The sequence below is a fragment of the Ensifer sp. ENS11 genome, assembly GCF_014851895.1.
GTDB lineage: Bacteria > Pseudomonadota > Alphaproteobacteria > Rhizobiales > Rhizobiaceae > Ensifer > Ensifer canadensis.
On sequence record NZ_JACVAN010000004.1, the window covers coordinates 14462 to 37273 of the forward strand.

General features: G+C 60.8%; 26 protein-coding genes and 3 pseudogenes. 13 read left to right on the forward strand and 16 right to left on the reverse strand.

All coding sequences use genetic code 11. The annotated features are described in order from the left end of the window. Positions 1-2 precede the first annotated feature (2 nt). The 3 genes and pseudogenes from IB264_RS35115 to IB264_RS34585 all read right to left on the reverse strand — a co-directional run. Positions 3-137 carry a hypothetical protein gene (locus tag IB264_RS35115; RefSeq protein WP_255569852.1) on the reverse strand — a complete coding sequence of 45 codons (135 nt, stop codon included), beginning with the start codon at positions 135-137 and terminating at the stop codon, positions 3-5. A gap of 487 nt (positions 138-624) precedes the next feature. Beyond that, positions 625-1140 (reverse strand): tetratricopeptide repeat protein, encoded by a 516-nt coding sequence (locus IB264_RS09300; RefSeq protein WP_025427473.1) that lies wholly within the window; start codon positions 1138-1140, stop codon positions 625-627. 633 nt (positions 1141-1773) lie between these two features. Next, positions 1774-1926, reverse strand: a pseudogene (locus tag IB264_RS34585) (IS5/IS1182 family transposase); the annotation flags it as partial. 415 nt (positions 1927-2341) lie between these two features. On the opposite strand from IB264_RS34585, the gene IB264_RS09310 reads away from it, so the two are divergent. The 4 genes from IB264_RS09310 (at position 2342) to IB264_RS09325 (ending at position 4758) form a co-directional block, all read left to right on the forward strand. Beyond that, complete coding sequence (locus tag IB264_RS09310; protein ID WP_025427471.1) at positions 2342-2914, forward strand: hypothetical protein; 573 nt, start codon at positions 2342-2344, stop codon at positions 2912-2914. Between the two features lie 448 nt (positions 2915-3362). Further along, positions 3363-4022 carry a lysozyme gene (locus IB264_RS09315; protein WP_375154960.1) on the forward strand — a complete coding sequence of 220 codons (660 nt, stop codon included), beginning with the start codon at positions 3363-3365 and terminating at the stop codon, positions 4020-4022. A gap of 117 nt (positions 4023-4139) precedes the next feature. Beyond that, positions 4140-4397: a hypothetical protein gene (locus IB264_RS09320; RefSeq protein ID WP_025427469.1), complete on the forward strand. Its 258-nt coding sequence runs from the start codon at positions 4140-4142 to the stop codon at positions 4395-4397. Next, a complete protein-coding gene (locus IB264_RS09325) occupies positions 4384-4758 on the forward strand; it encodes a DUF1515 family protein (protein WP_038576200.1) in 375 nt (124 codons plus the stop codon). The genes IB264_RS09320 and IB264_RS09325 overlap by 14 nt, the downstream gene beginning before the upstream one ends. Before the next feature lie 159 nt (positions 4759-4917). On the opposite strand, the gene IB264_RS09330 is transcribed toward IB264_RS09325, so the two are convergent. From IB264_RS09330 to IB264_RS09345, 4 genes are all read right to left on the reverse strand, one after another. Continuing rightward, positions 4918-5181 (reverse strand): hypothetical protein, encoded by a 264-nt coding sequence (locus IB264_RS09330; protein WP_025427467.1) that lies wholly within the window; start codon positions 5179-5181, stop codon positions 4918-4920. Positions 5182-5621: 440 nt separating this feature from the next. Beyond that, a complete protein-coding gene (locus IB264_RS09335) occupies positions 5622-5867 on the reverse strand; it encodes a hypothetical protein (protein ID WP_025427466.1) in 246 nt (81 codons plus the stop codon). 136 nt (positions 5868-6003) lie between these two features. After that, on the reverse strand, positions 6004-6207 hold the full coding sequence (locus IB264_RS09340) for a hypothetical protein (protein WP_025427465.1): 204 nt from the start codon (positions 6205-6207) through the stop codon (positions 6004-6006). Positions 6208-6509: 302 nt separating this feature from the next. After that, positions 6510-6806 carry a hypothetical protein gene (locus IB264_RS09345; RefSeq protein WP_025427464.1) on the reverse strand — a complete coding sequence of 99 codons (297 nt, stop codon included), beginning with the start codon at positions 6804-6806 and terminating at the stop codon, positions 6510-6512. A 251-nt stretch (positions 6807-7057) separates the two neighbouring features. Here IB264_RS09345 and IB264_RS09350 point away from each other — a divergent pair, with 251 nt between their 5' ends. The 3 genes from IB264_RS09350 (at position 7058) to IB264_RS09360 (ending at position 9132) form a co-directional block, all read left to right on the forward strand. Next, positions 7058-7444, forward strand: a complete 387-nt coding sequence (locus tag IB264_RS09350) for a cupin domain-containing protein (RefSeq protein ID WP_038576197.1) — start codon at positions 7058-7060, stop codon at positions 7442-7444. Between the two features lie 390 nt (positions 7445-7834). Continuing rightward, positions 7835-8134 (forward strand): hypothetical protein, encoded by a 300-nt coding sequence (locus IB264_RS09355; RefSeq protein WP_156407972.1) that lies wholly within the window; start codon positions 7835-7837, stop codon positions 8132-8134. Between the two features lie 68 nt (positions 8135-8202). Then, entirely contained in the window at positions 8203-9132 is a 930-nt protein-coding gene (locus tag IB264_RS09360) for a sterol desaturase family protein (RefSeq protein WP_038576195.1), read from the forward strand. Between the two features lie 52 nt (positions 9133-9184). On the opposite strand, the gene IB264_RS09365 is transcribed toward IB264_RS09360, so the two are convergent. Then, positions 9185-10216 (reverse strand): GlxA family transcriptional regulator, encoded by a 1032-nt coding sequence (locus IB264_RS09365; protein WP_239637573.1) that lies wholly within the window; start codon positions 10214-10216, stop codon positions 9185-9187. 118 nt (positions 10217-10334) lie between these two features. On the opposite strand from IB264_RS09365, the gene IB264_RS09370 reads away from it, so the two are divergent. Continuing rightward, positions 10335-11342 carry an alpha/beta fold hydrolase gene (locus IB264_RS09370; RefSeq protein ID WP_025427459.1) on the forward strand — a complete coding sequence of 336 codons (1008 nt, stop codon included), beginning with the start codon at positions 10335-10337 and terminating at the stop codon, positions 11340-11342. Between the two features lie 76 nt (positions 11343-11418). Continuing rightward, entirely contained in the window at positions 11419-12363 is a 945-nt protein-coding gene (locus IB264_RS09375; RefSeq protein WP_192433321.1) for an MBL fold metallo-hydrolase, read from the forward strand. 300 nt (positions 12364-12663) lie between these two features. Here IB264_RS09375 and IB264_RS09380 read toward each other — a convergent pair whose 3' ends face one another. Next, complete coding sequence (locus IB264_RS09380; protein ID WP_025427457.1) at positions 12664-13776, reverse strand: NADH:flavin oxidoreductase; 1113 nt, start codon at positions 13774-13776, stop codon at positions 12664-12666. Between the two features lies 1 nt (position 13777). Next, positions 13778-14170 carry a RidA family protein gene (locus tag IB264_RS09385; RefSeq protein WP_025427456.1) on the reverse strand — a complete coding sequence of 131 codons (393 nt, stop codon included), beginning with the start codon at positions 14168-14170 and terminating at the stop codon, positions 13778-13780. Between the two features lie 139 nt (positions 14171-14309). Between IB264_RS09385 and IB264_RS09390 the strand changes: the two genes are divergently transcribed. Further along, entirely contained in the window at positions 14310-15206 is an 897-nt protein-coding gene (locus tag IB264_RS09390) for a LysR substrate-binding domain-containing protein (RefSeq protein ID WP_025427455.1), read from the forward strand. A gap of 57 nt (positions 15207-15263) precedes the next feature. Here the strand turns inward: IB264_RS09390 and IB264_RS09395 are convergent, their stop codons facing one another. Both IB264_RS09395 and IB264_RS09400 read right to left on the reverse strand, forming a co-directional pair. After that, positions 15264-15557 (reverse strand): hypothetical protein, encoded by a 294-nt coding sequence (locus IB264_RS09395; protein ID WP_025427454.1) that lies wholly within the window; start codon positions 15555-15557, stop codon positions 15264-15266. Between the two features lie 249 nt (positions 15558-15806). Beyond that, entirely contained in the window at positions 15807-16250 is a 444-nt protein-coding gene (locus IB264_RS09400; RefSeq protein WP_025427453.1) for a MarR family winged helix-turn-helix transcriptional regulator, read from the reverse strand. A gap of 154 nt (positions 16251-16404) precedes the next feature. Between IB264_RS09400 and IB264_RS09405 the strand changes: the two are divergent. Further along, a pseudogene (locus IB264_RS09405) lies at positions 16405-17169 on the forward strand (alpha/beta hydrolase). Between the two features lie 379 nt (positions 17170-17548). Here the strand turns inward: IB264_RS09405 and IB264_RS09410 are convergent. Beyond that, positions 17549-17821: a hypothetical protein gene (locus tag IB264_RS09410; protein ID WP_025427451.1), complete on the reverse strand. Its 273-nt coding sequence runs from the start codon at positions 17819-17821 to the stop codon at positions 17549-17551. A 104-nt stretch (positions 17822-17925) separates the two neighbouring features. On the opposite strand from IB264_RS09410, the gene IB264_RS09415 reads away from it, so the two are divergent. Then, positions 17926-19701 carry an SLC13 family permease gene (locus tag IB264_RS09415; protein WP_025427450.1) on the forward strand — a complete coding sequence of 592 codons (1776 nt, stop codon included), beginning with the start codon at positions 17926-17928 and terminating at the stop codon, positions 19699-19701. 56 nt (positions 19702-19757) lie between these two features. Here the strand turns inward: IB264_RS09415 and IB264_RS09420 are convergent, their stop codons facing one another. Next, positions 19758-20759, reverse strand: a complete 1002-nt coding sequence (locus IB264_RS09420) for an NADP-dependent oxidoreductase (RefSeq protein ID WP_025427449.1) — start codon at positions 20757-20759, stop codon at positions 19758-19760. A 58-nt stretch (positions 20760-20817) separates the two neighbouring features. Continuing rightward, positions 20818-21633: an oxidoreductase gene (locus IB264_RS09425; RefSeq protein ID WP_025427448.1), complete on the reverse strand. Its 816-nt coding sequence runs from the start codon at positions 21631-21633 to the stop codon at positions 20818-20820. Between the two features lie 89 nt (positions 21634-21722). Here IB264_RS09425 and IB264_RS09430 point away from each other — a divergent pair. Further along, positions 21723-22197, forward strand: a pseudogene (locus tag IB264_RS09430) (winged helix-turn-helix transcriptional regulator). Between the two features lie 289 nt (positions 22198-22486). Here the strand turns inward: IB264_RS09430 and IB264_RS09435 are convergent. Continuing rightward, a complete protein-coding gene (locus IB264_RS09435) occupies positions 22487-22780 on the reverse strand; it encodes a DUF1330 domain-containing protein (protein ID WP_025427446.1) in 294 nt (97 codons plus the stop codon). Positions 22781-22812 lie beyond the last annotated feature (32 nt).

The following is a 22812-nucleotide window of genomic DNA, read 5'->3' on the forward strand; positions in this document are numbered from 1 at the left end:
GCCTAGAATTTCAGCGTGGCGTCGTCGTGTTTGGGTGGCGGGTGGCTGTCTCTCTGGCGGCGCATCCCGTAGGCGAGGGCAAGCCCCAGCACGGCAGAACCGATGACGACGGCGAGTAGTGCGAAGAAATTCTCCATGACATTCTCCTCCCGGCAGCGATGATAACACAATCGGACGCGCACAACCAAATTCCTGCACATCCTCGAGAACCGGCATTGGCTGCAGGCAAAAGTCGAGCCCGAAGGGACAACGAGGGCGGGGCGTGGGTTGTTCCGAGCGGTTTGAAGATATCCGGTTTAATCGGCCGGACGCGGGCTTTGGTTGTCCGATCTGCGTTTGGAGCCGTCGGCGAAGTCGATGGGACTTTGTCAGTTTCGCGTTGAGACCGCCTGGCCGCACGTGATGGCATGGTCCGGAATGTGCGGCCTCAAAAAAAGAACGAAAATAGAACAAAGTTTGTCCGAGAGGGTTGCCATTCGCCTAGAACCGGGCTAAGGATATTACAGGATGGTCGTTTCGTAATCGAAGCGGCCTTTTTCATTTTAGCGGGGCAGGCGGCCCTTCCGGGCGACACCTCTCGTTGTACTCAACACCTCTCGTTGTACTCAACACCTCTCGTTGTACTCAACGGCGCCCAGTTTCTCTCTGTTCGTCTTCGACCCTCTCCAGCGCCTGATTTGACAGGCTTTCCGCAGGCTTTCTTTCGACGGGTCCTTCGCGCCTTTCGCGGGGATCGAGTGCTGCGCACAGGCTGGCCGATGCCGTGTTCTGTTCGGGGCCACCGTCGTCCTGATTGCGCCTGTCGATCACCTGGCGGGCGCCGTGATGACCCTTGCGCGCGGCGCTCCGCAACCAGCGAAGTGCCTCCTGCTGGTCGGGCTCGACACCGATGCCCTTGTGGTAGATCGCTGCCAGGCGGGCTTGCGATGCGGCGTCGCCCTGGCGGGCGGCTTGGCCGTTCCAGTGGTAGGACGCAGCGTAGTTTTCCTTGCGGCCATCGTTGAAATAGATTTCGCCGAGCGCCGCCTGGGCGTCGAGATTTCCTGACGTGGCGAGTTCGAGCAACCTTGGCGAGACATTTGCGGCGGAGAGCCGCGGCTTAAAAATGGTCTTCAACCTTCTGACTGCATTTTGGATCATCAGACACCCGTCTTATTCATCGCATAATTCCTCAAAGTCGGCATCGATCGAACGGATAAATTATGCTGCGATTTGAAAGTGTTATGTCTTCAACCTGCCTGTCATATCCGCTGCGAGGCGCCTTTGGCCGCCCAGCGTGCCGCGAATGCGCTGCGTGTAAATTAGTATTGGTGACAGAATACAACCTAAGGTCAAGTAGGTGAATGCAATTCCCCGTGGATATCGGGTGGCTGTTGCCTGATTGCCGATGGCCGGGCGCGTGGGTGCGTGGGCGACATTAGAGAGCTTTGCGGCGCTACTGCATGTTTCCTTAAATCGACGCGTGGCGCTGCATGGGAGCCATCATCATGAGCATCGGTAAGCCAGCCAAGGACCCGAAGACCGGGCGCTTCCTGCCGCGTGTGCCGGGGGCGGCGACACCAGTCCGGACACGCGCCCGCAAGGCGGTGCGCACCAAGCTCGGCGAGCTGTTTCTCGAAGACATGCTTGTTGCCTGGGAGAGCCGGGGGGCGGCCGCGATCCACGCGCTGATCGAAAAGAGTCCGCACGATTTTCTCAAGGCCGTGGCCTCGCTGATGCCGAAGGACGTGAATGTCAATGTCAACCAGATCGGCGAGATGACGGATGCGCATCTGCCCCCCCTTTTCCTCCGGCTGCCGATCGATGCGCTTTGGCGGTCGTACTATCGATCATATGAATATCCGCATCGCCACACTTGACCAAAGCCTCAACCAGCCGCCGCCATATTCCCCGTGCCGACCAGCGATGAAACCGGTTGTAGATGGTCCTCCTTTGGTTGAGTGATTGAATCATGGCAACGAAGAATGTTCAATGGCTTGATTGGGTTTTGACCCTAGAGCCACAAGAACAAACCACTCATCGGATCCTTCAGCGAAGAATCTAAATCAGATGTCAGCCAAAATTATTGGGTCCAGAGCCTAAACGGCGATTGAGGCCGCAAGCACTGCCAGAAGTGTCGCGAGTGCGAGAGCGGCTCCGTACTTGGCCACTGTGATGCGGCGGCGGCGTCCGCCGGTCCAATCGTAGCTCATGGTCTTGCTCCGACGACTTTCATGTCGCGACGCGGACGATCGGTGATTCTGCTTAACAAATAGGAAAGCATTGTCGACAAAACTGCGCTTGCGTTTTGGGGATGCTGTTAGTCTGGCGTCCAGAGGCCCCTATGAGGCGGAGGTAGCGTATGCCGGATGCTTCGATCGACTTGGCGCTCTATTCGGCAGCGCTGAACATCACTGCGCCACCGGCGCTTATCCGGCCCTTTCTCGACCAGTTGGCGGAGGGCCAATTCTCCGTTGATGAAATCAGGAGGCGTTGCGCGGAGAACGGCGTCCGCCTCAAGGCCCATCTGCGCAAGGGCGAACGCACCCGCAAGGACCTGCGTGCGGCCTTCGACCTGCAATCGGTGGAGCGGCGGCACTTGGATATTCTCGACATGCTGATTGCGAGCCTGGAGGCCAAGGCTGCGCGTGACGCCAGCGAGTTCGATGGGCTGCTGGATGATTTCAAGGCGAGGGTTTCAACCCTTTCCGGCTCTGTCGATGTGGGGGAAGCGGCAGAGCTCGAAGAGATCTACAGGACGATCGAGGCGCAGGTGCGGGTGGAGATCGGTGAACTCGTCGATGTCGCCCAGTTCTTGCGTGGCCTGCGCTCGAGATGCGGTGACGACCGAGGCGAGAAACGCCTACCCGACAGCGAAAGCCTCAAGACGTTGCTGGGTTCGTTGTCGCCGTCCAAGCCCCCCTCTGTCTCCTAGTGCGTTTCCGGTCTAAACGGAGTCGTAGAAACGCTCTATCTCTTTGTCTCGACGCATTTCCTGACGGAAAACCGCTTCGCACTTTTCCTGGGAAGGCTCCAAACCGGCGAGAGTCCGCATGTCCTATTCGGTCGGACGCGGCTGTTACCGGCGACCCTGCGATGCAGGCGCCGCGACAGATGTTGTCCGCGAATTGCCGCTTGTCAGTAGGGCTGCACCATGATGACACAGCTGACAAGCACGATGACCAAAGCGGTCATCTTCACGAATGCGGCATCCATCATGGCTAGATCTCCCCTTTGATCGTTTCCTTAAATCCCATTCGATTTAAGGAAACATGCAGCAATTCAAAGTGCTGCAGCAATCTTTGCGCCTCTAATAAGACGCGCGGCGCTGTAGCAACACATTACCGTTGCTTCTGGCTCCCAATCTAAACAGGACAAACGACATGAACATGAACCGACGCATCAACGCGGCGGGCCTTGCGCTCGTCAAGCAGTGGGAAGGTCTGAAGACGAAGGCCTATCGGGACGTCGCCGGTGTGTGGACCATCGGCTATGGCCATACCAGCGCCGCGGGCGCTCCGGCGGTGACGCCGGGAATGGTGATCTCCGAGGCGCAGGCAGACGATATCCTGAGGGCGGATTTGGCGACATTCGAGGAACGGGTCTTGCGTCTCGTTAAGGTGCCGCTTTCCGACAACCAGTTCGCCGTGCTTGTCTCGTTCGATTTCAACACCGGTCGCCTCGGCAAATCGACTTTGCTGAACAAACTGAATGGCGGCGACTATGACGCTGTGCCGGGCGAGCTTATGAAATGGGTCAATTGCCGGCGGCAAGCGCGTGAAGGGGTTGGTCAATCGCCGAGCTGCCGAAGCCGGGCTTTGGGCCAAGGGCGAGTTCGTGGCCTCCAACACCGTTATCGCCGCGCCGAAGCCGCCCGAAGCGGAACAAAGGAGAATATCTCCTGGCTCGCGGGCATTCTGTCCTCGCTCGGCTTTGCGTTGACCGGAAGTGGCCCGCTGCAATGGGTGTTTGCCGGCATCATTGTTGCTGCCTTCGCAATCGGCGCCTTCCTCTTCGTTCGCAAGCGGCTCGATCCGGCATGATCGCCCGGCCAAAGATCCTTTTCGGCGGGCTTGTGCTCGCTGCCGTCACCTGGGCCGTACTCGAGATCCGGGCGGACGGCGCCCGGTCCGTTCTTCATGCGATTGAAAGGCAGAATGATGACGCTGCGAACCGCGCTCGAAAGATGCGCCTTGATTACGATTCCTGTCTTCGCGCTGGCGGGCTATGGGATTTCGGCGCCGAAGACTGTGACCGGCCTTAAAAGCGTCGTCGGCGTCGACCTTGTCGGCGCGCGCGGCGCGACGCCGGCAGATCAGCGCAAGATCGACCGCACTGTCGTCGGTCTCTGCGCCGCGGCAGTCTGGTCAAAGGCGGACTGCGCAAGGCACGGAGGGCGTCAAGATGTCTCCAGCTGAAATCGATGTCAGCGTGCACCGCCAGCTCGGAGAGCTGGTCGCGGGCATGCGCGGTCTGCAGGAATCGATCCGGCGGATCGAGGAGGGCGCACAACGTGCCGAGGATAAGGCGACGAGCAGTCGGGCGGGCGTCCATCAGCGGATGGACCAGTTGGTCGATCGCGTCGGTGATCTCGAGGCTTCGGTCTCGACGCTTGGTGGTGACGTTGCAGAGATGAAGCCGGTGACCGACGACGTCAAACGCTGGAAGCTGATGGGCATCGGCGCCCTTGGTGTTACCGGCATAGCGGCGATGGCGCTTGGCGTCAGCTTTGCCGAGGCGATAAGGCGGATCATATTCGTCATTGTCGGAAAGGGGTGATGGTGTCGTTCGCAGCTGCTGCTCTGCCTTGGCCGAACAGGGGTGAGCCAAGCAACGTGACAGCGGCAAGCTGCCGCTGTCACTGATGTGCGCGTGAGAGCATGAGGCGTGAAGGGGGCCGCGGAAATGGTTCGATTGGCTCAGTCCAACCGGGCCAGCCTAATGAAGCGTCTGGACGGGATGTTCGGTGAACGTGTGGATGCCATCGCGTTCGATCGTGGCGAGGAATTCTTCGTAGGCGTCGCGGTCGGTGGGGAAGGAATCTTCCCAGACGGTGGAGTAGCCCTCCTCGTCGATCACCTCGAGCGTCCAGTCGAGATTGGAGCCCGTCGGGCGCGAGATGCGGATATGAACAACGACGTCGTCGTCGGCAAACTCGCCGGACAATTCCGAAAGCTCAAGGTCTTCTTCTGTTTGGGTCATGAGCGTTTATAACATGTCCTGAGTGAGCGAACCAATCTTGTGGCGGTTCCTGGCCTTTGCCTGCGTACGAAGGCTACGTTTGCGTAGCCGATTACTGCATGTTTCCTTAAATCCTATTCGATTTAAGGAAACATGCCGTAATTCAAAGTGCTACAGCAACCTTTGCGCGTCTGATGAGACGCGCGGCGCTGTAGGTGAGGGCGTTTGACGCCTTGATAGGCCGAAAGGCGATTGCCATACAATAGGATAGGTTTGGCCGGGGTTGCTTTGCAACCCCGGCGTCTTTTGCACGTCAAGATGGCGGCAATAGCGAAACGATCCCGGATCGCTACTGCATGTTTCCTTAAATCCTATTCGATTTAAGGAAACATGCAGTAATTCAAAGCGCGACAGCGATAGCAGGTCATGCCGGCGCCGGTCATCCTTGTTGCCTTGCAACGTCACTGCTCGGGAGCCAACGACCACGGCTCGCTTCTGCGCTCGAACCACAGAGCCCGCTCGCACAGGGCCGCCTCGTCGCGTGTGCCGGAGCGGAATTCGCCGATGATGAATTTCGCCAGGCGATTGGCACGGTAGTCACTGCGCGGCATCCTTGCTGCAAGGCAGGCCGTGTTGAGAACCCGCTGGAGCATGGCGATCTCAGCTGGATTGAATGCACAATCGAAGTGTTTGGAATGATGCTGCATTTTGACCTCCCTACTGCATATTTCCATAAATCGTTTTCGATTTAAGGATGAAAACATGCAGCAATTCAAAGTGCTACAGCGACCTTTTCCGCGTCTGATAAGACGCACGGCGCTGTAGGTGCGACTGCGGGAGCCTTCATTTCTCACTGTCGGCTTGTATCGTCGTGCACGCATGTATCAGGTGGTCAAGTTCCACCTTATAGGGGCCGTGCTTCGCGAAAATCTCGCGTGCCTCCAGCGGCGGCAGGCCGGAGGCGGCGATGAATTCCTCCAGGTCGTATCGTGTATTCCAGTTTTTGACGAACCGGCCGAACTGTCTTTTCGTATCTGACGCAAACATGATGAACCTCCCGTTCTGCAGGCTAAATTCGCGACGCGAACGGTGGTTCCACGGTGCTGAAAATTCCGTCTTCTGGGATGTGCCGGCCCTGTTTTCTCAGCTTGCATCGTTCGGGCGCCGCCGCGACGGCCTCGCGACCAGACAGTTATAGAGAAACGTCTGTGGCAGGTCAGAAATCGCCACACGCGACCCGTTGCAGTTGTGGTCCTGCGGGCAAGACAGGCGTAGAGTAAGCCATTGCACATCAATCTTGAATGCGGTCTCGGTTATCCACGGAGAGGCCGCATTTTTTTGTGGCGGCCTCAGCGCTGATGCGGACTGCGCCGGCCGGGTCTGGCAACCCAGATGTCGACGGTTTCGGTCTCTTCTGTCCTTGGCGGTACCCGGCGCCGTTCGCGCCACAGCGCGCATTCCAGCAGCGTGCGCTCGTCGCCATTGCCGATGCAAAATTCATCCATGATGAATTTGGCCAGCCGGTTGGCGCGTTCGCCGCGGCGTGGGACGCGGGCGGCAAAGCAGGTCGCGTCGAAGACCCGCTGCAGCATTTCGATGTCATCCGGACTTAATTGTCTGCCCGAGGTCTGCGGGAGATCATGCATTCGAACCTCCTTCATGGACGTCCATAGCCAGTGCCGAAGGGAGACAAGATACATCAGCCGTCTTATCGGGCAATACGGAAATATTCGCCTGCATCCCGGACGTGGTGTCGGCAGCAATTCCAAGTCCTACGGCGACCTTAGCGCGTCTAATAAGACGCGCGGCGCGGTAGACCGCGCCATCTGCGCACGATCGTTCAAGATCGATGCCCGCGCTCCATGCATGTTGGCACTTCATCGAAATGAGGAAAGACATGACGGAAAGCATCGAGACGTCCGACCGCAAGCCCATCAAATTCTCCGAGAAGCTGGAGATGATCGCGGAACTGTGGCAACCGCGCGTGATCGCCGAGATGAACGACTACCAGTTCAAACTCGTGCGCATCGAGGGCGATTTCATCTGGCACGACCACCCCGAGACGGATGAGACGTTCATCGTGCTCGATGGCATCCTGCGGATCGATTTCCGCGATGGATCTGTACAGATTGGCCCTGGCGAGATGTTCGTCGTGCCTCGAGGCGTCGAGCACAAGCCGTTTGCAGAGAGCGAGGTGCGGATGCTGCTGATAGAACCGCGTGGCGTTTTGAACACCGGTCATGCCGGCGGCGAGCGCACAGCGCAGAACGACCGCTGGATCTAGGGCAGGGCTGTCGCGCTGGCGTTTCCTTGATGCCCGCTCGCGTCGTATTCCTGTCAGGCGCCTACAGCGCCGCGCGTCTTATCAGACGCGCAAAGGTCGCTGTAGCACTTTGAATGGCTGCCTGTTTTTATCCTTAAATCAAATAGGATTTGAGGAAACATGCAGTAGTGATCACCCGCGCCTGATCGGCAATGCCGATGCTAGAAGGGGCAGGCCGGGCCGACGGCCAGGCAGGCACGGGCGAAATCGGCCCCCGGATCAGTGCAATGCTGGTGTAATGAAATCAGTAGAGTTTGCCGCCAATGCTCCAACGATGAGGATTGGCGTCATCCCATGTGTTTTCTCAGGATCGGTCTGCTGGCATGTCACCTGCTCGGGGCGTCATCCCAGATGGAACACAGCCGCCTCGAAGCGAGCGGCGACGATCGCTTTGCACTCGAGCGACAGTTCGTTCAGTATCGCCCGGATCCCTGCCGCGACGGGCGTTTCAGTGACGGCCGGCCGCGCAGCTGCGCGGAGCTTCGCCGCTGGCTTGACGACGGCGGCGACCCCGGCTGGCGAAAGCACCGGGAGGGATTGAGTTGGGCCGAGCGTCGCCGGCGGATCTGCACCGACGGACGTTTCAGCGATGGCCATGCGCATACCTGCGACGAGCTGATGGAGCGATACCATCCGCAGGACGAGGATTAGAACATTTCCTGAGATAACCCCCTGCCGTATTGCATCCCTCCGATTTTCTGAAAAGTGGTCGAAAAATAATGGTCTTTCATCAAGCTAGCTCTTCATCGCCGCTACGATACTTGGTCTCCATCCTGTTGTGGCCGGCGCTTTATTTCGGCGGACTGGCCGCAGCCGGATTGGCTTTTGCCACATCCTCGCCGGTGCCCTGGTTCAACGTCGTCTACCTCTCGGTGGTGGCGATCATCGCGCTGTTCGAGCGCATCATGCCCTATGAGCCGACCTGGCTTGCTCCGGATGGCGAGACGCTCAACAATCTCGGCCATACGATGTTGACGAAGGGGATCGTGCAGATCGCGGCGGCGTTCGGTGCATCCTTTCCATTACTGGTCGCCATTTTCGCGCAGCCGTTCTTCGGGTCGCAGCCGCATATCTGGCCGGCACATTGGTCGATGTTCGCCCAGGTCGTGCTCGGGCTGGTCGTTGCCGAGTTCGGGCTCTATGCCGCTCACCGCCTGGCGCATGAGCGGCTTGGGCTCTGGCGCTTCCACGCGCTGCATCACAGTGTCACGCGGCTTTGGGTGCTGAACACCGGCCGCTTTCACGTCGTCGATTCCCTGCTGAAGGTGGGCCTCAGCCAGCTGCCGCTCTATCTGCTCGGGGCGCCGCTGCAGGTCTTCCTCTGGATCGGTGCCGTCACCGCCTTTACCGGCCTTCTGACCCATTGCAATGTCCAGATGCGCACCGGCCCGCTTGACTGGGTCTTCTCGACGCCACGGCTTCACCGCTGGCACCATTCGAAGGACATGGCCGAGGGCAACAGCAACTACGGCGAAAACATCGTGCTTTGGGACCAGCTGTTCGGCACCTACTTCAATCCCGACCGGCCATCCTCCACCGACATCGGCATCACCGGCAAGGTGTCGCGCAGCTTTGTCGGCCAGCTGGTGCAGCCTTTTTCAAAGAGCGGCGCGCGCCAGATCTTGGGGCGAAAGCCGAGCGGCGATTAACGGCGCCCGGAAAACGTGTTGGCGAAACATGCCGGCGTCGACGCCGTGCAGATCAGGCGGGCGCGGCGGCTGCAAGTCCTGCCATGGCCGGCCGTCGCGTGCCGTCCGACACCGAGAAGCGCAACCGGTACTCCCGCGGCGACAGGCCGAGGATCTTGCGGAAGATCTTGCGGTAGGCGTTGGTGTCGTCGTAGCCGCTCTGCCAGGCAACCTGCTCGATCGACAGGTGCGAGCGCTCGAGCAGGTCGCGTGATTTGGCGATCCTCAACCGCTGGCAATATTCCGTCGGGTTGAAGCCGGTCGCCTTCTGGAAGCGCCGGAGAAAAGTGCGGTCGCCGAGCCCGGCGCGCTCAGCCATCATCTGCAGCGTCACGCCCTTGGTGTTGGCGCCGTGCAGCCAGTGCTGGATTTTCAGGATCGTGCTGTCGCCGTGGTCGAGCTTGGGCGCAAAGACGCTGTAGTAGCTCTGTTCGCGGGCACCGGGATCGATGATCATGAAGCGGGCGGTTGCCAGCATCACATTGGTTCCAAGGAACCGGTCGACGAGTTTCAGCCCCAGATCGATCCAGGCCATCATGCCACCGGCAGTGATGATATCGCCTTCGTCGATCAATAGCTTGTCGGTATCGACACGGACATCGCGGTAGCGATCGGCGATCAGGTCCTGGTGCGACCAATGGGTGGTGATCGTGCGACCTGCGGCGAGCCCGGATTCCGCCAGCAGATAGGCGCCGCCGCAGACCGAGCAGACAGTGGTGCCACCGGCATGCTGCTCGCGCACGAAGGCGGGCAGCTGGCCCATGCGCCCGCCTACGGGCAGCTCCGCCAGCGTCGGCGGCAGGATCAGCGCGACGAGACCCGAGGAGGGGCCGGGGTGGGTGTCGAGCGTCTTTTCGACCGAGCCATCCTCCTGAAGCTGCCAGTGGCTGACGCGGATGCGAGGTGCGCGTGCGCCGCCCTGTTCTGTCGCCTGCATGCCGGCCACCTGGAACATGTCGGTCAGCCCATGGACCGCCGACTTCAGCGCGCGCGGATAAACGACGATGCCGATCTCCGCCGGTTCGCTTTCGAGTGGTTTTGTCACTTCTGCCCCCATCGTTGTCAGCTTTGCCGGTCGAGAGGGTAGGCCGGTCATTCTATCAATTCAACCAGCGCTCCGGAACGGAGATCGCCGGTCAACCGAGATGGAAGAGGGCAGGACAATGATTGAAGCAGAAGCAGTTTCCACAGCAGTCTCCACTGGCCTTTCGCGCCGCACAGTTCTTTCGGCTGCCTTTGGCGCCGCGGCCACAGCCGCCGCCGTTCCAGCCGTCATTCGCCCGGCGAAAGCCGAAACCGCATCAAGCACCACATCCGACACATTGGGAGTAACGACCATGGGCAGCCGCATCATCACCCGCGATGGCGTCGAGATCTACTGCAAGGACTGGGGCTCAAAGGAGAGCCCGGTGGTCGTGCTCAGCCACGGCTGGCCATTGTCATCGGACAGCTGGGAGGCGCAGGCCTTCCACCTCGCCAGTAACGGCTTCCGCGTCATCACCCATGACCGGCGCGGCCATGGCCGCTCCTCTCAGCCCTGGGACGGCAACGACATGGATCACTATGCCGACGATCTTGCCGACCTGATCAATGCGCTTGATCTGAAGGACATATTCCTCGCCGGGTTCTCCACCGGCGGTGGCGAAATCACCCGCTATATCGGCCGTCACGGAACAAGCCGTATCGCCAAGGCCGGATTGATCTCGGCGGTGCCGCCGCTGATGGTCAAGACCGACAGCAATCCCGGAGGGCTGCCGAAGGAGGTGTTCGACGGGTTGCAGGCGGCAAGCCTGAAGGATCGCTCCAAGCTCTATCGCGATATCGCCTCGGGTCCGTTCTTCGGCTTCAACCGGCCGGGTGCCGTGGCTTCGCAGGGCATGATCGACAGCTTCTGGCTGCAGGGCATGATGGGCGGGCACAAGAACACCTATGACTCGATCGTCGCCTTCTCGCAGACCGACTTTACCGAGGACCTGAAGAAGTTCGACGTGCCGACGCTGATCATCCATGGCGACGACGACCAGATCGTGCCGATCGATGCGGCCGCCCGCGCTTCGAAGCAGCTGGTGCCGAGCGCCACCCTGAAGGTTTATCCCGGCGCGCCGCACGGCATCACCGACACCCACAAGGACCAGCTCAACGCTGACCTGCTCGAATTTGCACGGTCTTGACCCTCGGCCCCCGGCCGGTGCCGCGGAAACGCGCTGCCGGCCGGTTGCTCTCGCTCAAAACAGAAGGAACCGATCCATGACCTGCACAGACGACAAAACCTCCGGCCTCAACCGCCGTTCCTTTCTCGCCGGCTCCGTAGCGGGCGCTGTATTGCCGCTGCTGCCGAAGGGCGTTTACGCCGCAGACACCCACCGCTTCACCCATGGGGCTTTCGATATCGCCGTCGTCAGCGACGGCTTCCTGACGCTGCCGGTCAGCATCGTGCTACCGGATGCGGCGCCGGAGGAGCGCGACGGAATCATGCGCCGGCTCGGCGGCACGCCTGAGGGCGCACCCTTCCACACCAACATCCCGTTCATCCGCACCGGCAGGGACCTGATCGTCGTCGACAACGGATCGGGCGGCAATTTCCAGGCGAGTGCCGGCAAGCTTGCGGCCAATCTGGCGACTGCAGGTATTAATCCGGCGGATGTGACCAAGGTGGTCTTTACCCATGCCCACCCGGATCATGCCGGCGGCACGGTCGGGGCAGACGGCAAGCTCACCTTTCCGAATGCGCAATATTTCGTCTCGGAGCGCGAATGGGCATTCTGGACGAACCCCGACTACGAGAAGGTCATGCCGAAGGCGCTGCACGGCTTTGCCCGCGGTGCGCAGCGCGATCTTTTCGCGGTCAAGGAGCGCCTGACGCTGGTCAAGCCGGGCGACGAGATCGTGACCGGCATGCAGGTGCTCGACACGCGCGGCCACACGCCGGGCCATATCTCGCTGGAACTTGCCGGCGACAACGGGCTCGTCATCTCAGGCGATGCGGCAACCAGCAATATTGTCTTCTTCGAGCACCCGGACTGGCACTTCGGTTTAGATACCGATCCGGAGCAGGCGCTGAAAACCCGCAAGACGCTGATCGACCGGGCAGCAACGGAAAAGCTGACGCTGCTCGGCTACCACTGGGGCTATCCCGGCATCGGGCGGGCCGAACGGAACGGTGCCGCGTATCGCTTCGTCGCGGGCGCGTAGGGGGCGAGGCCGCTGTCGCCACCAGGCGCAATGGCCAACGTTGGATCAGGGGTTCTTGCCATGGCAATGCCTAAACCGTCCTCATCTCTGTGCTTGTCACAGAGATCTCGCGCAGTTCCGTAGGAACTGCGGGACCAGCCCAAGTCTTTGGGCTGAAGGGTCTTTTGACTCGACAGACGTCGGGTCGCTGGATTCCGGCACAAGGCCGGAATGAGGGACTGGGGATGTTCCTACGCTCAAAGCAGGCCTGTCAGCTGCCAGGCCAGGGCGGCGCCTTGTTGTGGCGCCGCCTCTCTTGGCTCAAAGCTGAAGCTCGCTGTCCTTGATGTCGCTGATCGGCGACAGCATTTCCAGCTTTAGCGGGCGGGCCTCGCGCTTCTCAGTGGCGATGCGCGGCCAATCGGGATTGGCGAGCGCGCCGCGACCGAGCGCGATCATATCGGCGCCGGCCTGCAGCACCTGCTCGGCGCGGGCGATATCGTGCAGACCGCCATTGGCAATGACGAACAGATCGGGCGCATGCTGGCGGGCAAGGGAGACCAGCGATCTGCCGCCGGAAGCAAAGGCCGGTTGCCAGGCTTCGAACTCAGTCACGTGTACGAAGTCGGCGGGACTGGTGGCCAGCGCCTTGAAAACGATGGCAGCACCTTCTTCGCCCTCCGCCCATTTATGTAAGGGGTCGTTGACCTTGCCCTGGGACAGGCGGATGCCGACGGGCACCTTATCGCCGACGGCGCTGCGAACCGCGTCCAGCACTGCGAGGCTCAGGCCCAACCGCTTGCCGATGTCGCCGCCCCAGCGATCCTGCCGCCGGTTGGTGTAATCGGTGAAGAACTGGTCGAGCAGATAGCCGTTGGCGCCATGGATCTCGATGCCGTCGAAACCGGCGACATCGATGGAAAGCCTGGCGGCTTGCGCAAAGCCTGATATCGCTTCGGCAATCTCCGTCCCATCCATCTCCCGCGGCTCGGCATAGAGACCCTCACCGTGGTAGGAGACCATCTGTTTGCCTCTCGGCTGCAGTGCCGAGGGTCCGACTGTGTCGCTGCGGAAGCGATTGCCCTGGGCGAGCGCACCGCCATGCATAAGCTGGGCAAAGATGCGGCCGCCCGCGGCGTGCACCGCATCGACGACCGCCTTCCAGCCTTCCGCCTGTTTCCGGTCGGCAAGTCCCGGTTGGTCCCTATAGGTTTGCGCATAGGCCTTGTCGGGATAGATGCCTTCAGTTGTCAGGAGGCTGAAGCCGCCCTTTGCGAAGCGCCGGTAGTAGTGCGCCATCCTTTCGGTCGGTACGCCCTCGGCAGTGGCGCTGATGCGGGTCATCGGCGCGACGGAAAGCCGGTTGCCGAAGGCCAGCCCTTTGAGCGTCGTTCCGGTCAGGATCGGCGAGGCGACCGTGCTGTGCGCGTTCATCTCAACGATCCTCGGTCAGCGCAATCGCCTCGATCTCGATCATCGCCTTCGGCGAATAGAGCGAGGAGACCTCGATGATGCTGTCGGCGGGATAGGGTGCCGAGAACCATTTGCGGCGCAGCTCGACGATCTTCCCGAAGTTTTCCATCGAGCGCAGGAAGATCGTTACCTTCACGACCTTGGAAAGGCTGGAGCCGGCAGCAGTCAGGACGCGGTCGAGATTGCGGAAGGCCTGCTCGGCCTGACGGTCGAAATCGTTCTCACCGACGATTTCGCCATCGTCGCCGATTGCGGCCTGGCCGGAGACGAAGACGAAACCGTTGGCCTTGATCGCCTGCGAAAGCAGGAATGGCGCGTAAGGATCGGGCTTGGTGATGACCTGTTCGAGAAACACGGGGAATCCCTCTATGCTTGAGTTCAACTCAGCTTGGCGGCGTTGCCTTGGCTGCTGAACTCAATATGATGAGGCTTCGCCCGGCTGACAAAAGACCATTTTTCAGCCGACAGATGAATTCAAGTCATTTGTTGCCGTCATGAGAAAATTGCCGCCGCTCGGCGCATTGCGGGTTTTCGAAGCGGCCGCCCGCCGCTTGAGCTTCAAGCAGGCGGCCGACGAGCTGAACGTGTCGGCGACGGCCGTCAGCCATCAGATCCGCCAGCTTGAAGATCTGCTGGAGCTGAAGCTGTTCGAGCGCGGCACGCGCCAGGTGCGGCTGACGCCGGCTGGGCAGACGCTGTTTCCGGTGCTACGCGATGGGCTCGACCGCTTCGAGCAGGCGATCGGCGAACTGCGCCGCAGCCGTGACACCAAGGTGGCGCGGCTCACCTCAACCGTCGCCTTCGTCGCCAAGCGGCTGGCACCGCTCGCCGGCAGCTTTCGCGACGCTCATCCGGACTGGAACCTGCGCCTCGACGCCTCGAACAGGACGGTGGATCTGGATGCCGATGCCGACGCGGCCATCCGCTATGGCGACGGGCAGTATCCCGGCCTGCTTTCCGAGCCGCTTTTCGCCGATCGTTTCGCGCCGGTCTGTGCGCCGCGGTTGGCGCCGATGTCCCTCGATGCGCTGCGAGAGGCGACACTCATTCACTTCGATTGGGGGCCGGCGCGGCGCGACGACGAGCGGGCGCCGGTCTGGCGGCAATGGCTGAGGCACGCAGGCGTCACCGATATCGACCCGGCTGGCGGCCTCTCCTTCACCGACGAGATCCATGCGGTGCAATCGGTCGTGGCCGGGCAGGGCATCGGTCTCTTGAGCCTGACCCTGGTTGCCGAGGAACTTGCCTCCGGCATACTCGTCCAGCCGTTTGCACTGTCGCTCGAAAGCTACCGCTACGATCTGGTCTATAGTCCGCGGGCTGCCGAGCGGCCGGCAACGCAGGTGCTGAGGGATTGGGTACTGCAGCAGTTCAACGGCGGAAGCCAGTAAGAGGCGAGGCAGCCGATCGCCTCGGCAAGCTCAATTGCCGCAAGGTAGGCCCCGCAATCAGTCGAAGTCACCGAAGACGTCGAGGCTCCTCCAGCGGCGGCTGACGAGGCGCAGCGAGCGATCCGGTTCGATCACGTAGGTCTCAAAGACCTGACGGCCGAATTGGTCGAAGAACTGGTGCGGCACGATACTGCCGACCGGCGCCTTCTTCAACTTGGTGCGAGGCTGGCCGCCATAGGTGATGCTGCCGGGGATCGGCTGAAGGTTCGGCGAGTAGCCGTAGGTCTGAACACCAGTGGTGCAACCACTGAGAAGGAGGACGACGGAAAGGGCGGCAAGAGCATGTTTCATATCGATGGTCCTCGACTATGCAGAAGGCGGATCGGAGTTCTGCCCGACGCCATGCGCAACTTCCAGGGCGTTACGACTTACTTTGGCGCCTGCGGGCGATAATCCAGCACCTTTCTCTAAAGTGTAGCGCTTCAACGGAAATTTCCAAGTTTCCGTGCGGCGATTGCCGATGGCGACAGGACCCTCGGTGGCCGCGTGTCTCATTAGACGCGCAAAGCTCGCTGTAGCACTTTGAATTGCTGCATGTTTCTACGCTTCTTCGCGGGTGAGGCCGTCGCGCAGCATCTGGACCTTTTCGTTGAGATCGATCATCTCGGGCACGGTAAATCCGGAACGACGCAGCAGCGTGTCGGTGAGGCATGCGGTCTTGGGGTGAAGCTCCTTGCCCTTCTCTGTCAGGAAAACCTCGACCAGCCGTTCGTCGACGGTGCTTCTGCGTCTTGAAAGGAAACCGGCCGCCTCGAGCCGCTTGACTGCCGGGGTGATGGTGCTCGGTTCCAGGCCGAGCCGATCGGCAATCGCCGATATGCTCAAGCCGTCCTGTTCCCACAGTGTACTGACGGCCAGATACTGCGTGTAGGTGACGCCGAGCGCGTCCAGCATCGGCTTGTAGGCGCGATTGATGGCGATCGCTGCCGAGTAGATCGAGAAGCAGAGCTGGCTGTCGAGCGGAAGCGGTGCGGGTTCGGTCATGGTCGTCTCCAATATTTAAGTCCGTGGCTTTTCATGAGCTTAGCACGAAAACCATTATTGCGATAATAAAATGCTGGACAGGTGATCGCGTAAGGCATATCTAATGATTACCGCGATAACAACTATCGCGCTAACAAATTAAGGAGTTGCGCAAATGTTGAAGACATCTCTGCTTGCCGCCGCCGCCTCGCTCACCCTGGCCGCCACCGGCACCACCGCGTTTGCCGCTGATGCAGGCGCAAAGAACGTCGTTCTCGTCCATGGCGGTTTCGTCGATGGCGCCGGCTGAAAGGGTGTCTACGACATCCTGAAGAAGGACGGCTACACCGTCAGCATCGTCCAGAACCCGACGACCTCGCTTGCCGCCGACGTCGCTGCCACAAGGCAGGCGATCGACAAGGCTGATGGATCGGTGGTGCTGGTCGGGCATTCCTATGGCGGCGTCGTCATCAGCGAAGCCGGCACCCATGAGAAGGTGCAGTCGGTCGTCTACATCGCCGCGTTCGCCCCGGATAAGGGCGAGTCGGTCTCGTCCTTGATTGCCAACCCGCCGGCCGGCGCGCCGGTGCCGCCAATCCTGCCGCCGGTCGATGGCTTCCTGTTCCTCGACAAGGCAAAGTTCGCCGCATCGTTTGCTGCTGACGTCGATGCCGAGACGGCCGCCTTCATGGCAGACTCCCAGGTTCCGTGGGGCGTCGAAGCGCTGGCCGGCGCCGTCACCGAGCCTGCTTGGAAGACCAAGCCGAGCTACTATCTGGTTGCGGGTGAAGATCGCATGATCCCGCCGGCTGCCCAGCAGATGATGGCCAAACGCGCCGGCTCAACCGTCGTCGAAGTGCCCGGCAGCCACGCCGTCTATGTCTCCAATCCGAAGGCGGTCGCCGATCTCATCGAGAAGGCGGCGGAAACCGCCAACTGATCGTCGGCGACGAACGACACAGCAACAATCGACCAACACAGGGCCGGGAGAGGGATCTCCCGGCTCTAAAGCGCGTCGCGATCTCCAGGATTCGCTTGCTGCCCTTTAAGCTCTTGTTTTTGCGCATGTCGTCATCACAAAGCCGCTGCGCACTTTTGCACGACATGCTCTAGATTGCCGACATACCCCAGAGAATCCTGTCTAACGGGAGGCTCACCCAGTTCTCCCTCATTCCGGCCCTGTGCCGGAATCCAGCGAGCTGACGTCTGTCAGGTCGAAAGACCTTTCAGCCCAAGGACTTGGGCTGACTGGATTCCTGTGACGGGCACAGGAATGAGGGTGCTTTGAGCGCCGTGAAGGCGCCCGAATGTCGAACAGGTCATATGGATGACTTTGTCATCAGTCTGAGGGGCGGGAGAGGGATCTCCCGGCCGTGTTTGCTGGGCAGGACCTTCCGTCTTCCGAACGGCCCGGCGGCAACATGCAGCTTGCCCACAGCTTCGCCGTTGATGGCCACGCTGGCCCATTGGTACAAGCCTTCCACCGTCAGCTGTGGGAAGAGGGCAGGTTGCGAGTTCGCCGCGCCAACCCGATGCGTTTCGCGCTCATACCCAGATTTGTCGCTGCGGCGAATTCCGATTTGGCGAAACATGCGGTAGTCCTTGGGTGAACTTCCCGTCGGATTGTGCGTCAGGCCCCAAGCGCCTGTCGCGCGCTCTGCTGTCGCCCAGTCCTTCTGCCGAACCCAGGTATTGCATGACCGCCGAACAGTCCCTCGCGTTTATAGTCATCGGCGCCATGATGGCATTCTTCATCTGGGGGCGGTTTCGATATGACGTGATTGCCTGTTCCGCCCTGATGCTTTCGGTCGCCGTTGGCATCGTGCCTTTCGATCACGCCTTTGATGGTTTCAGCGACGATATCGTCATCATCGTCGGTAGCGCCCTTATCGTCAGCGCCGGGGTGGCGCGCTCCGGTGTCGTGGATGCGGCGATCCAGCGGTTTCTGCCGAACATTTCCTCGGTCCGGGCGCAGCTTGCGCTGCTGGTCATCACGGTCACGGTGCTTTCCGCCTTCATCAAGAATATCGGCGCGCTGGCGATCATGATCCCGGTGGCGTTCCAGTTTGCCCGCCGTTCCGGCGTCCAGCCCTCGGTGTTCCTGATGCCGATGGCCTTCGGCTCGCTGATCGGCGGGCTGATGACCCAGGTCGGAACCTCGCCCAATATCGTCGTTTCGCGCGTGCGCCAGGAGTTGACGGGCGAGAGCTTCACCATGTTCGATTTCACCCCCGTCGGCGCCACGCTTGCTGCCGTCGGTGTCGTCTTCCTTTTGTTTGCCTACAAGCTGGTGCCGCAGCGCACGAGCCAGCATGTCTCGGTGCAGGCGGCGATCGAGATCACAGACTATACCTCGGAGGCGGTGGTTGCCGCCGGTACGCCCATGATCGGCAAGTCGCTGAGCCAACTCGTCAAGATTGCCGACGGCGGTGCCGTCGTCACCGCGATGTTCCGGCGCGGCCTGCATGTGGCGCCATTGCCTGACGTCAAGCTCGAGGCCGACGATATCCTGCTGCTCGAAGGCGGGCCGGATGCGCTCGATCGTATCGTCTCGCAGGCCAAGCTGAAGATCTCCGGCGACCGTTCGCCGTCATCCAGCGAAAAGACCGGCGCGGAGATCGAGGCGGTCGAGGCTGTGATCGGCGGCGGCTCGCCGCTCGAAGGCATGACCGCGCAGCGCCTGGCGCTGTTCAGCAACCACAACATCAACCTGCTTGCCGTCAGCCGGCAGGGCGAGCGGCTGAAGCAGCGGCTCGGCAACATTCGCTTAAGGGCCGGCGATATCGTCGTGCTGCAGGGCGCGCGCCGTGAACTGCCGTCGTTCCTGCAGGACTTCGGCTGCCTGCCGCTGGCGCAGCGCGAGATCCTGCTTGGCACCATCCGCAAGGCGACGCTGCCGCTCCTCGTTCTTGCCGCCGCCATGGGCTCGACGGCCGTCGGCCTCGTGCCGATCCCGATCGCCTTCTTCGCCGCGGCCCTTGCCATGGTGATCTTCCGCATCATTCCGCTGCGCGACGTCTACCGGTCGGTCGACGGGCCGATTTTGGTGATGCTGGCAGCGCTGATCCCGGTCAGCGATTCGCTGCGCACGACAGGGGGCACCGACGTGATCGCCAGCTGGCTCGGCACGATTGCCGCGGGCCTGCCGCCGGCCGGGGCGCTGACGCTGATCCTGCTCGCCGCCATGGCAGTGACGCCGTTCCTCAACAATGCCGCGACCGTCCTGGTCATGGCGCCGATCGCCGCCAGTTTCGCGACCACGCTTGGCTACCGCCCCGAAGCCTTCCTGATGGCGGTTGCCATTGGCGCAGGCTGCGATTTCCTGACCCCGATCGGCCACCAGTGCAACACGCTGGTCATGGGCCCGGGCGGCTACAAGTTCAGCGACTATCCGCGCCTCGGCCTGCCGCTTTCGGTGGTGATTGTCATCGTCAGTGTGCCGGCGCTGATCGCCGTCTGGCCGCTGCGCTAATCGCCTTCCTAAAGGTAGTTGCTTCCTCTAACGGCAATCGGACCGGACCCCAGACGTCACTTCACAGCGACGACGACTTTCCCCTTGGCACGCCCCGTTTCGACATAGTCCAGCGCCTCGTTGGTCCTCTCGAACGGGAAGACCCGATCCACTACCGGTCGTATGGCACCTGTGTCGATCAGGGAGGTGATCTGACCAAGCTGCCCACCGTTGGCCGTCATGAAGTGGAAGGAGTAGCTGATCCTTCGGCGCTTCGATTTTCTCCTGATGCCGAAACTCAGCAGGCGCATGACCTGTTGAAGCAGCCAGCCAGAACCGTTCTGCCGCGCGAAGTCCGGATCGGGCGGACCGGAAATCGAAATCAGCTTCCCGCCCGGCTTCAGAACAGCAAGGGATTTCTCCAGCGTTTCCCTCCCTAGGCTGTTCAGCACGACGTCATAGCCCTGCAGCACTTTCTCGAAGTCATCCTTCTTGTAGTCGACGACGACGTCTGCGCCGAGACTTTTCACAAGAGCGATATTTGGTGTGCTCGTGGTCGTCGCCACATATGCCCCAAGATGCTTGGCAAGCTGGATCGCGATCGCGCCCACACCACCGGAGCCGGCATGGATCAGGACCTTCTGTCCCTTTTGCAAGTTGGCCCGCTCGACAAGCACCTGCCATGCTGTCAGGGCAACAAGCGGAATGGATGCGGCCTCGTTCATACTCAGATTGTTCGGCTTCATCGCTACATCGGCCTCGTCCATGGCGATGTACTCTGCAAATGTCCCGATGCGATCCTGGGCCGGGCGTGCATAGACCTCGTCACCAGGCTTAAATCGCCGGACATTGGCCCCGACCCTGACCACCACGCCCGCTACATCGTTGCCCAGCACCAGTGGAAGGCGGTAGGGAAGGATGACCTTGAACTCTCCGTCCCTGATCTTATTGTCCAAGGGGTTCACGCCGGCGGCATGAATCTCAACCATGACATCGTTCTCACGCAACTCCGGCTGTGGGCCTTCGCCGAGCCGGAGAGCGCCGCCTTTCAGATAGCGATCGATCAGGAATGATTTCATCAGACTAACTTTCGTTTCTATGGTGAGCCGGCAGCGCCAGCAGTGCGGCGGCGACAGCTCAATCGGGAAGTCTGCTGAACTTCCGAAGGTTCTTGTCGACGATGGACTCGGGCAGGAAGCGACGCATGAAACGGACTTGTCCTGCAGCTTTTCCGGCGGTGTAGCGTCGTTTGGGCGATGCCGCATTGGCGGCCCTTACGACGGCTTCGGCGACCACCTCGGGTGCATCGCCCTTCGCGACGATGTCGCGCATCAGCCTCTCCGCGTCGGCGCGAACCGTGTCGTAAACGGCAAGCGGGCGGTCCGGTCGCGTGATGTTCTCTTCGAAGGATGTGCGGGTTACGCCGGGCTCGACAAGCACGATGCGGATGCCTTGCGTTCGCACTTCGTGGTCAAGAGACTCCGAATAGCCTTCGATGGCATGTTTGGTCGATGCGTAGAGCGCATTGTAGGGGGCGGGGATCAGCCCGAGTATGGAGCTGAGGTTGACGATCCGTCCTCGATGCTGCCGTCTCATCGTGGGCAGCACCGCATTTGTCATGCGTATGATGCCGAACACGTTTACGTCGAAGACGGCTTTCGCCTGTTTCGTCGTGGATTCCTCAGCGCCGCCGAGCAGTCCGATCCCGGCATTGTTGACAAGAAGATCAATCCGTCCTGCGCGACTTAGAACCTCGTCGACGGTTGTCTGCACCGATGCGTCATCGGTTACATCGCAGATCAGCATCGTGATCCCGTCCGGGGTATCGGGCATCGGCTTTCGGCTGGTACCGAAGACACGGTAGCCATCGTGCCGCAGCGCTCGTGCTGTCACCAACCCAATGCCTGAGGAAGCGCCCGTGACCAGGGCAATGCCGCGTTCTGTCTTGCTCATCGGCTTGTGCTTTCATTTTATCATGGAATATCGCTGAACATTCAGTTACTATTAAATTAGTAGTTAGTCACTATCAAAAAGATACTAACATGAAAAATCTGTCGAGCCAGCCATGCCTGATCGCCAGGAGCCTTGCGCTTGTGGGGGATGCCTGGAGCATGCTGATCATGCGAGATGCCCATGCGGGCCTGACCCGCTTCGATGATTTCCGCAAAAGTCTTGGTATCGCGCCGACGATGCTGACGGGGCGGCTTTCAGCGCTGACGGAGGAGGGGCTGCTGGAGAAACGCCGCTATTCCGATCGTCCGCCACGAGACGAATATGTCCTGACCGAAGCTGGCCAAGACTTCCTGCCGGTTCTGTTTGCCATCGGCGCGTGGGGACGCAAGCATCGCGGCGGGGGCGAGGTAACCCGGTTCTTCGACGCCGAGACCGGAACGGAGATCGATCCCGTCACCATCGACCGGGCGACCGGCGCTCCAGTCGGGACACGTCCCATTCGTATCGCCGCACCGGAATGAGGCACCCCAGGCAGATGAAGTATCGCCTGACAACGCCTCTTGAAATCGCTTCCAGCACAGAGTTGCCGGTCCGTTGGTCGAGCAATGTCTTATGACCGTCGCCGGCAAACGCTGATGCCAGATTAATAGGTCCGGTTGACAGTCGCGATCGATCGTCCTGATGGCGTGAGAAGTGCTCTGCCAATGTGCGTCGCAGGCATCATTCGTTAGCTTGTGTTGTATTATGATATTACATAACAGATGAATATGAAAATATGCCGCATGTTGATATGCCAATGCCGCACCTTTGCGGTAAACGTCGGAAGCTGCTGGAACAATGACGGCCCGACTGCTTAGGTGGCAACGCCTTCCAGCGTCATGATCCGCGTCTTGGCGCAGCGCTCTCGGATCGCCTTGAGGCGTTGATACGCCGGCGAGTTGTACCACTCGAGCAAGGAGTGCATGTCCGGGAACTCGACAATGACGAGCCGGTGCGGCTCCCAGTCTCCCTCGAGCACCCGGGTAGCGCCACCGCGCCCCAAATATCGGCCACCATAGCGCGCCTCCGTTGCCGGCACTTCCCGTATGTATTCTTCAAAGGCCGCGGCATCGGTGACCTCGACATCCGCAATCAGATAGGCGGCCATGGCAGATCTCCTTTTCCACACAGGCGCCATCG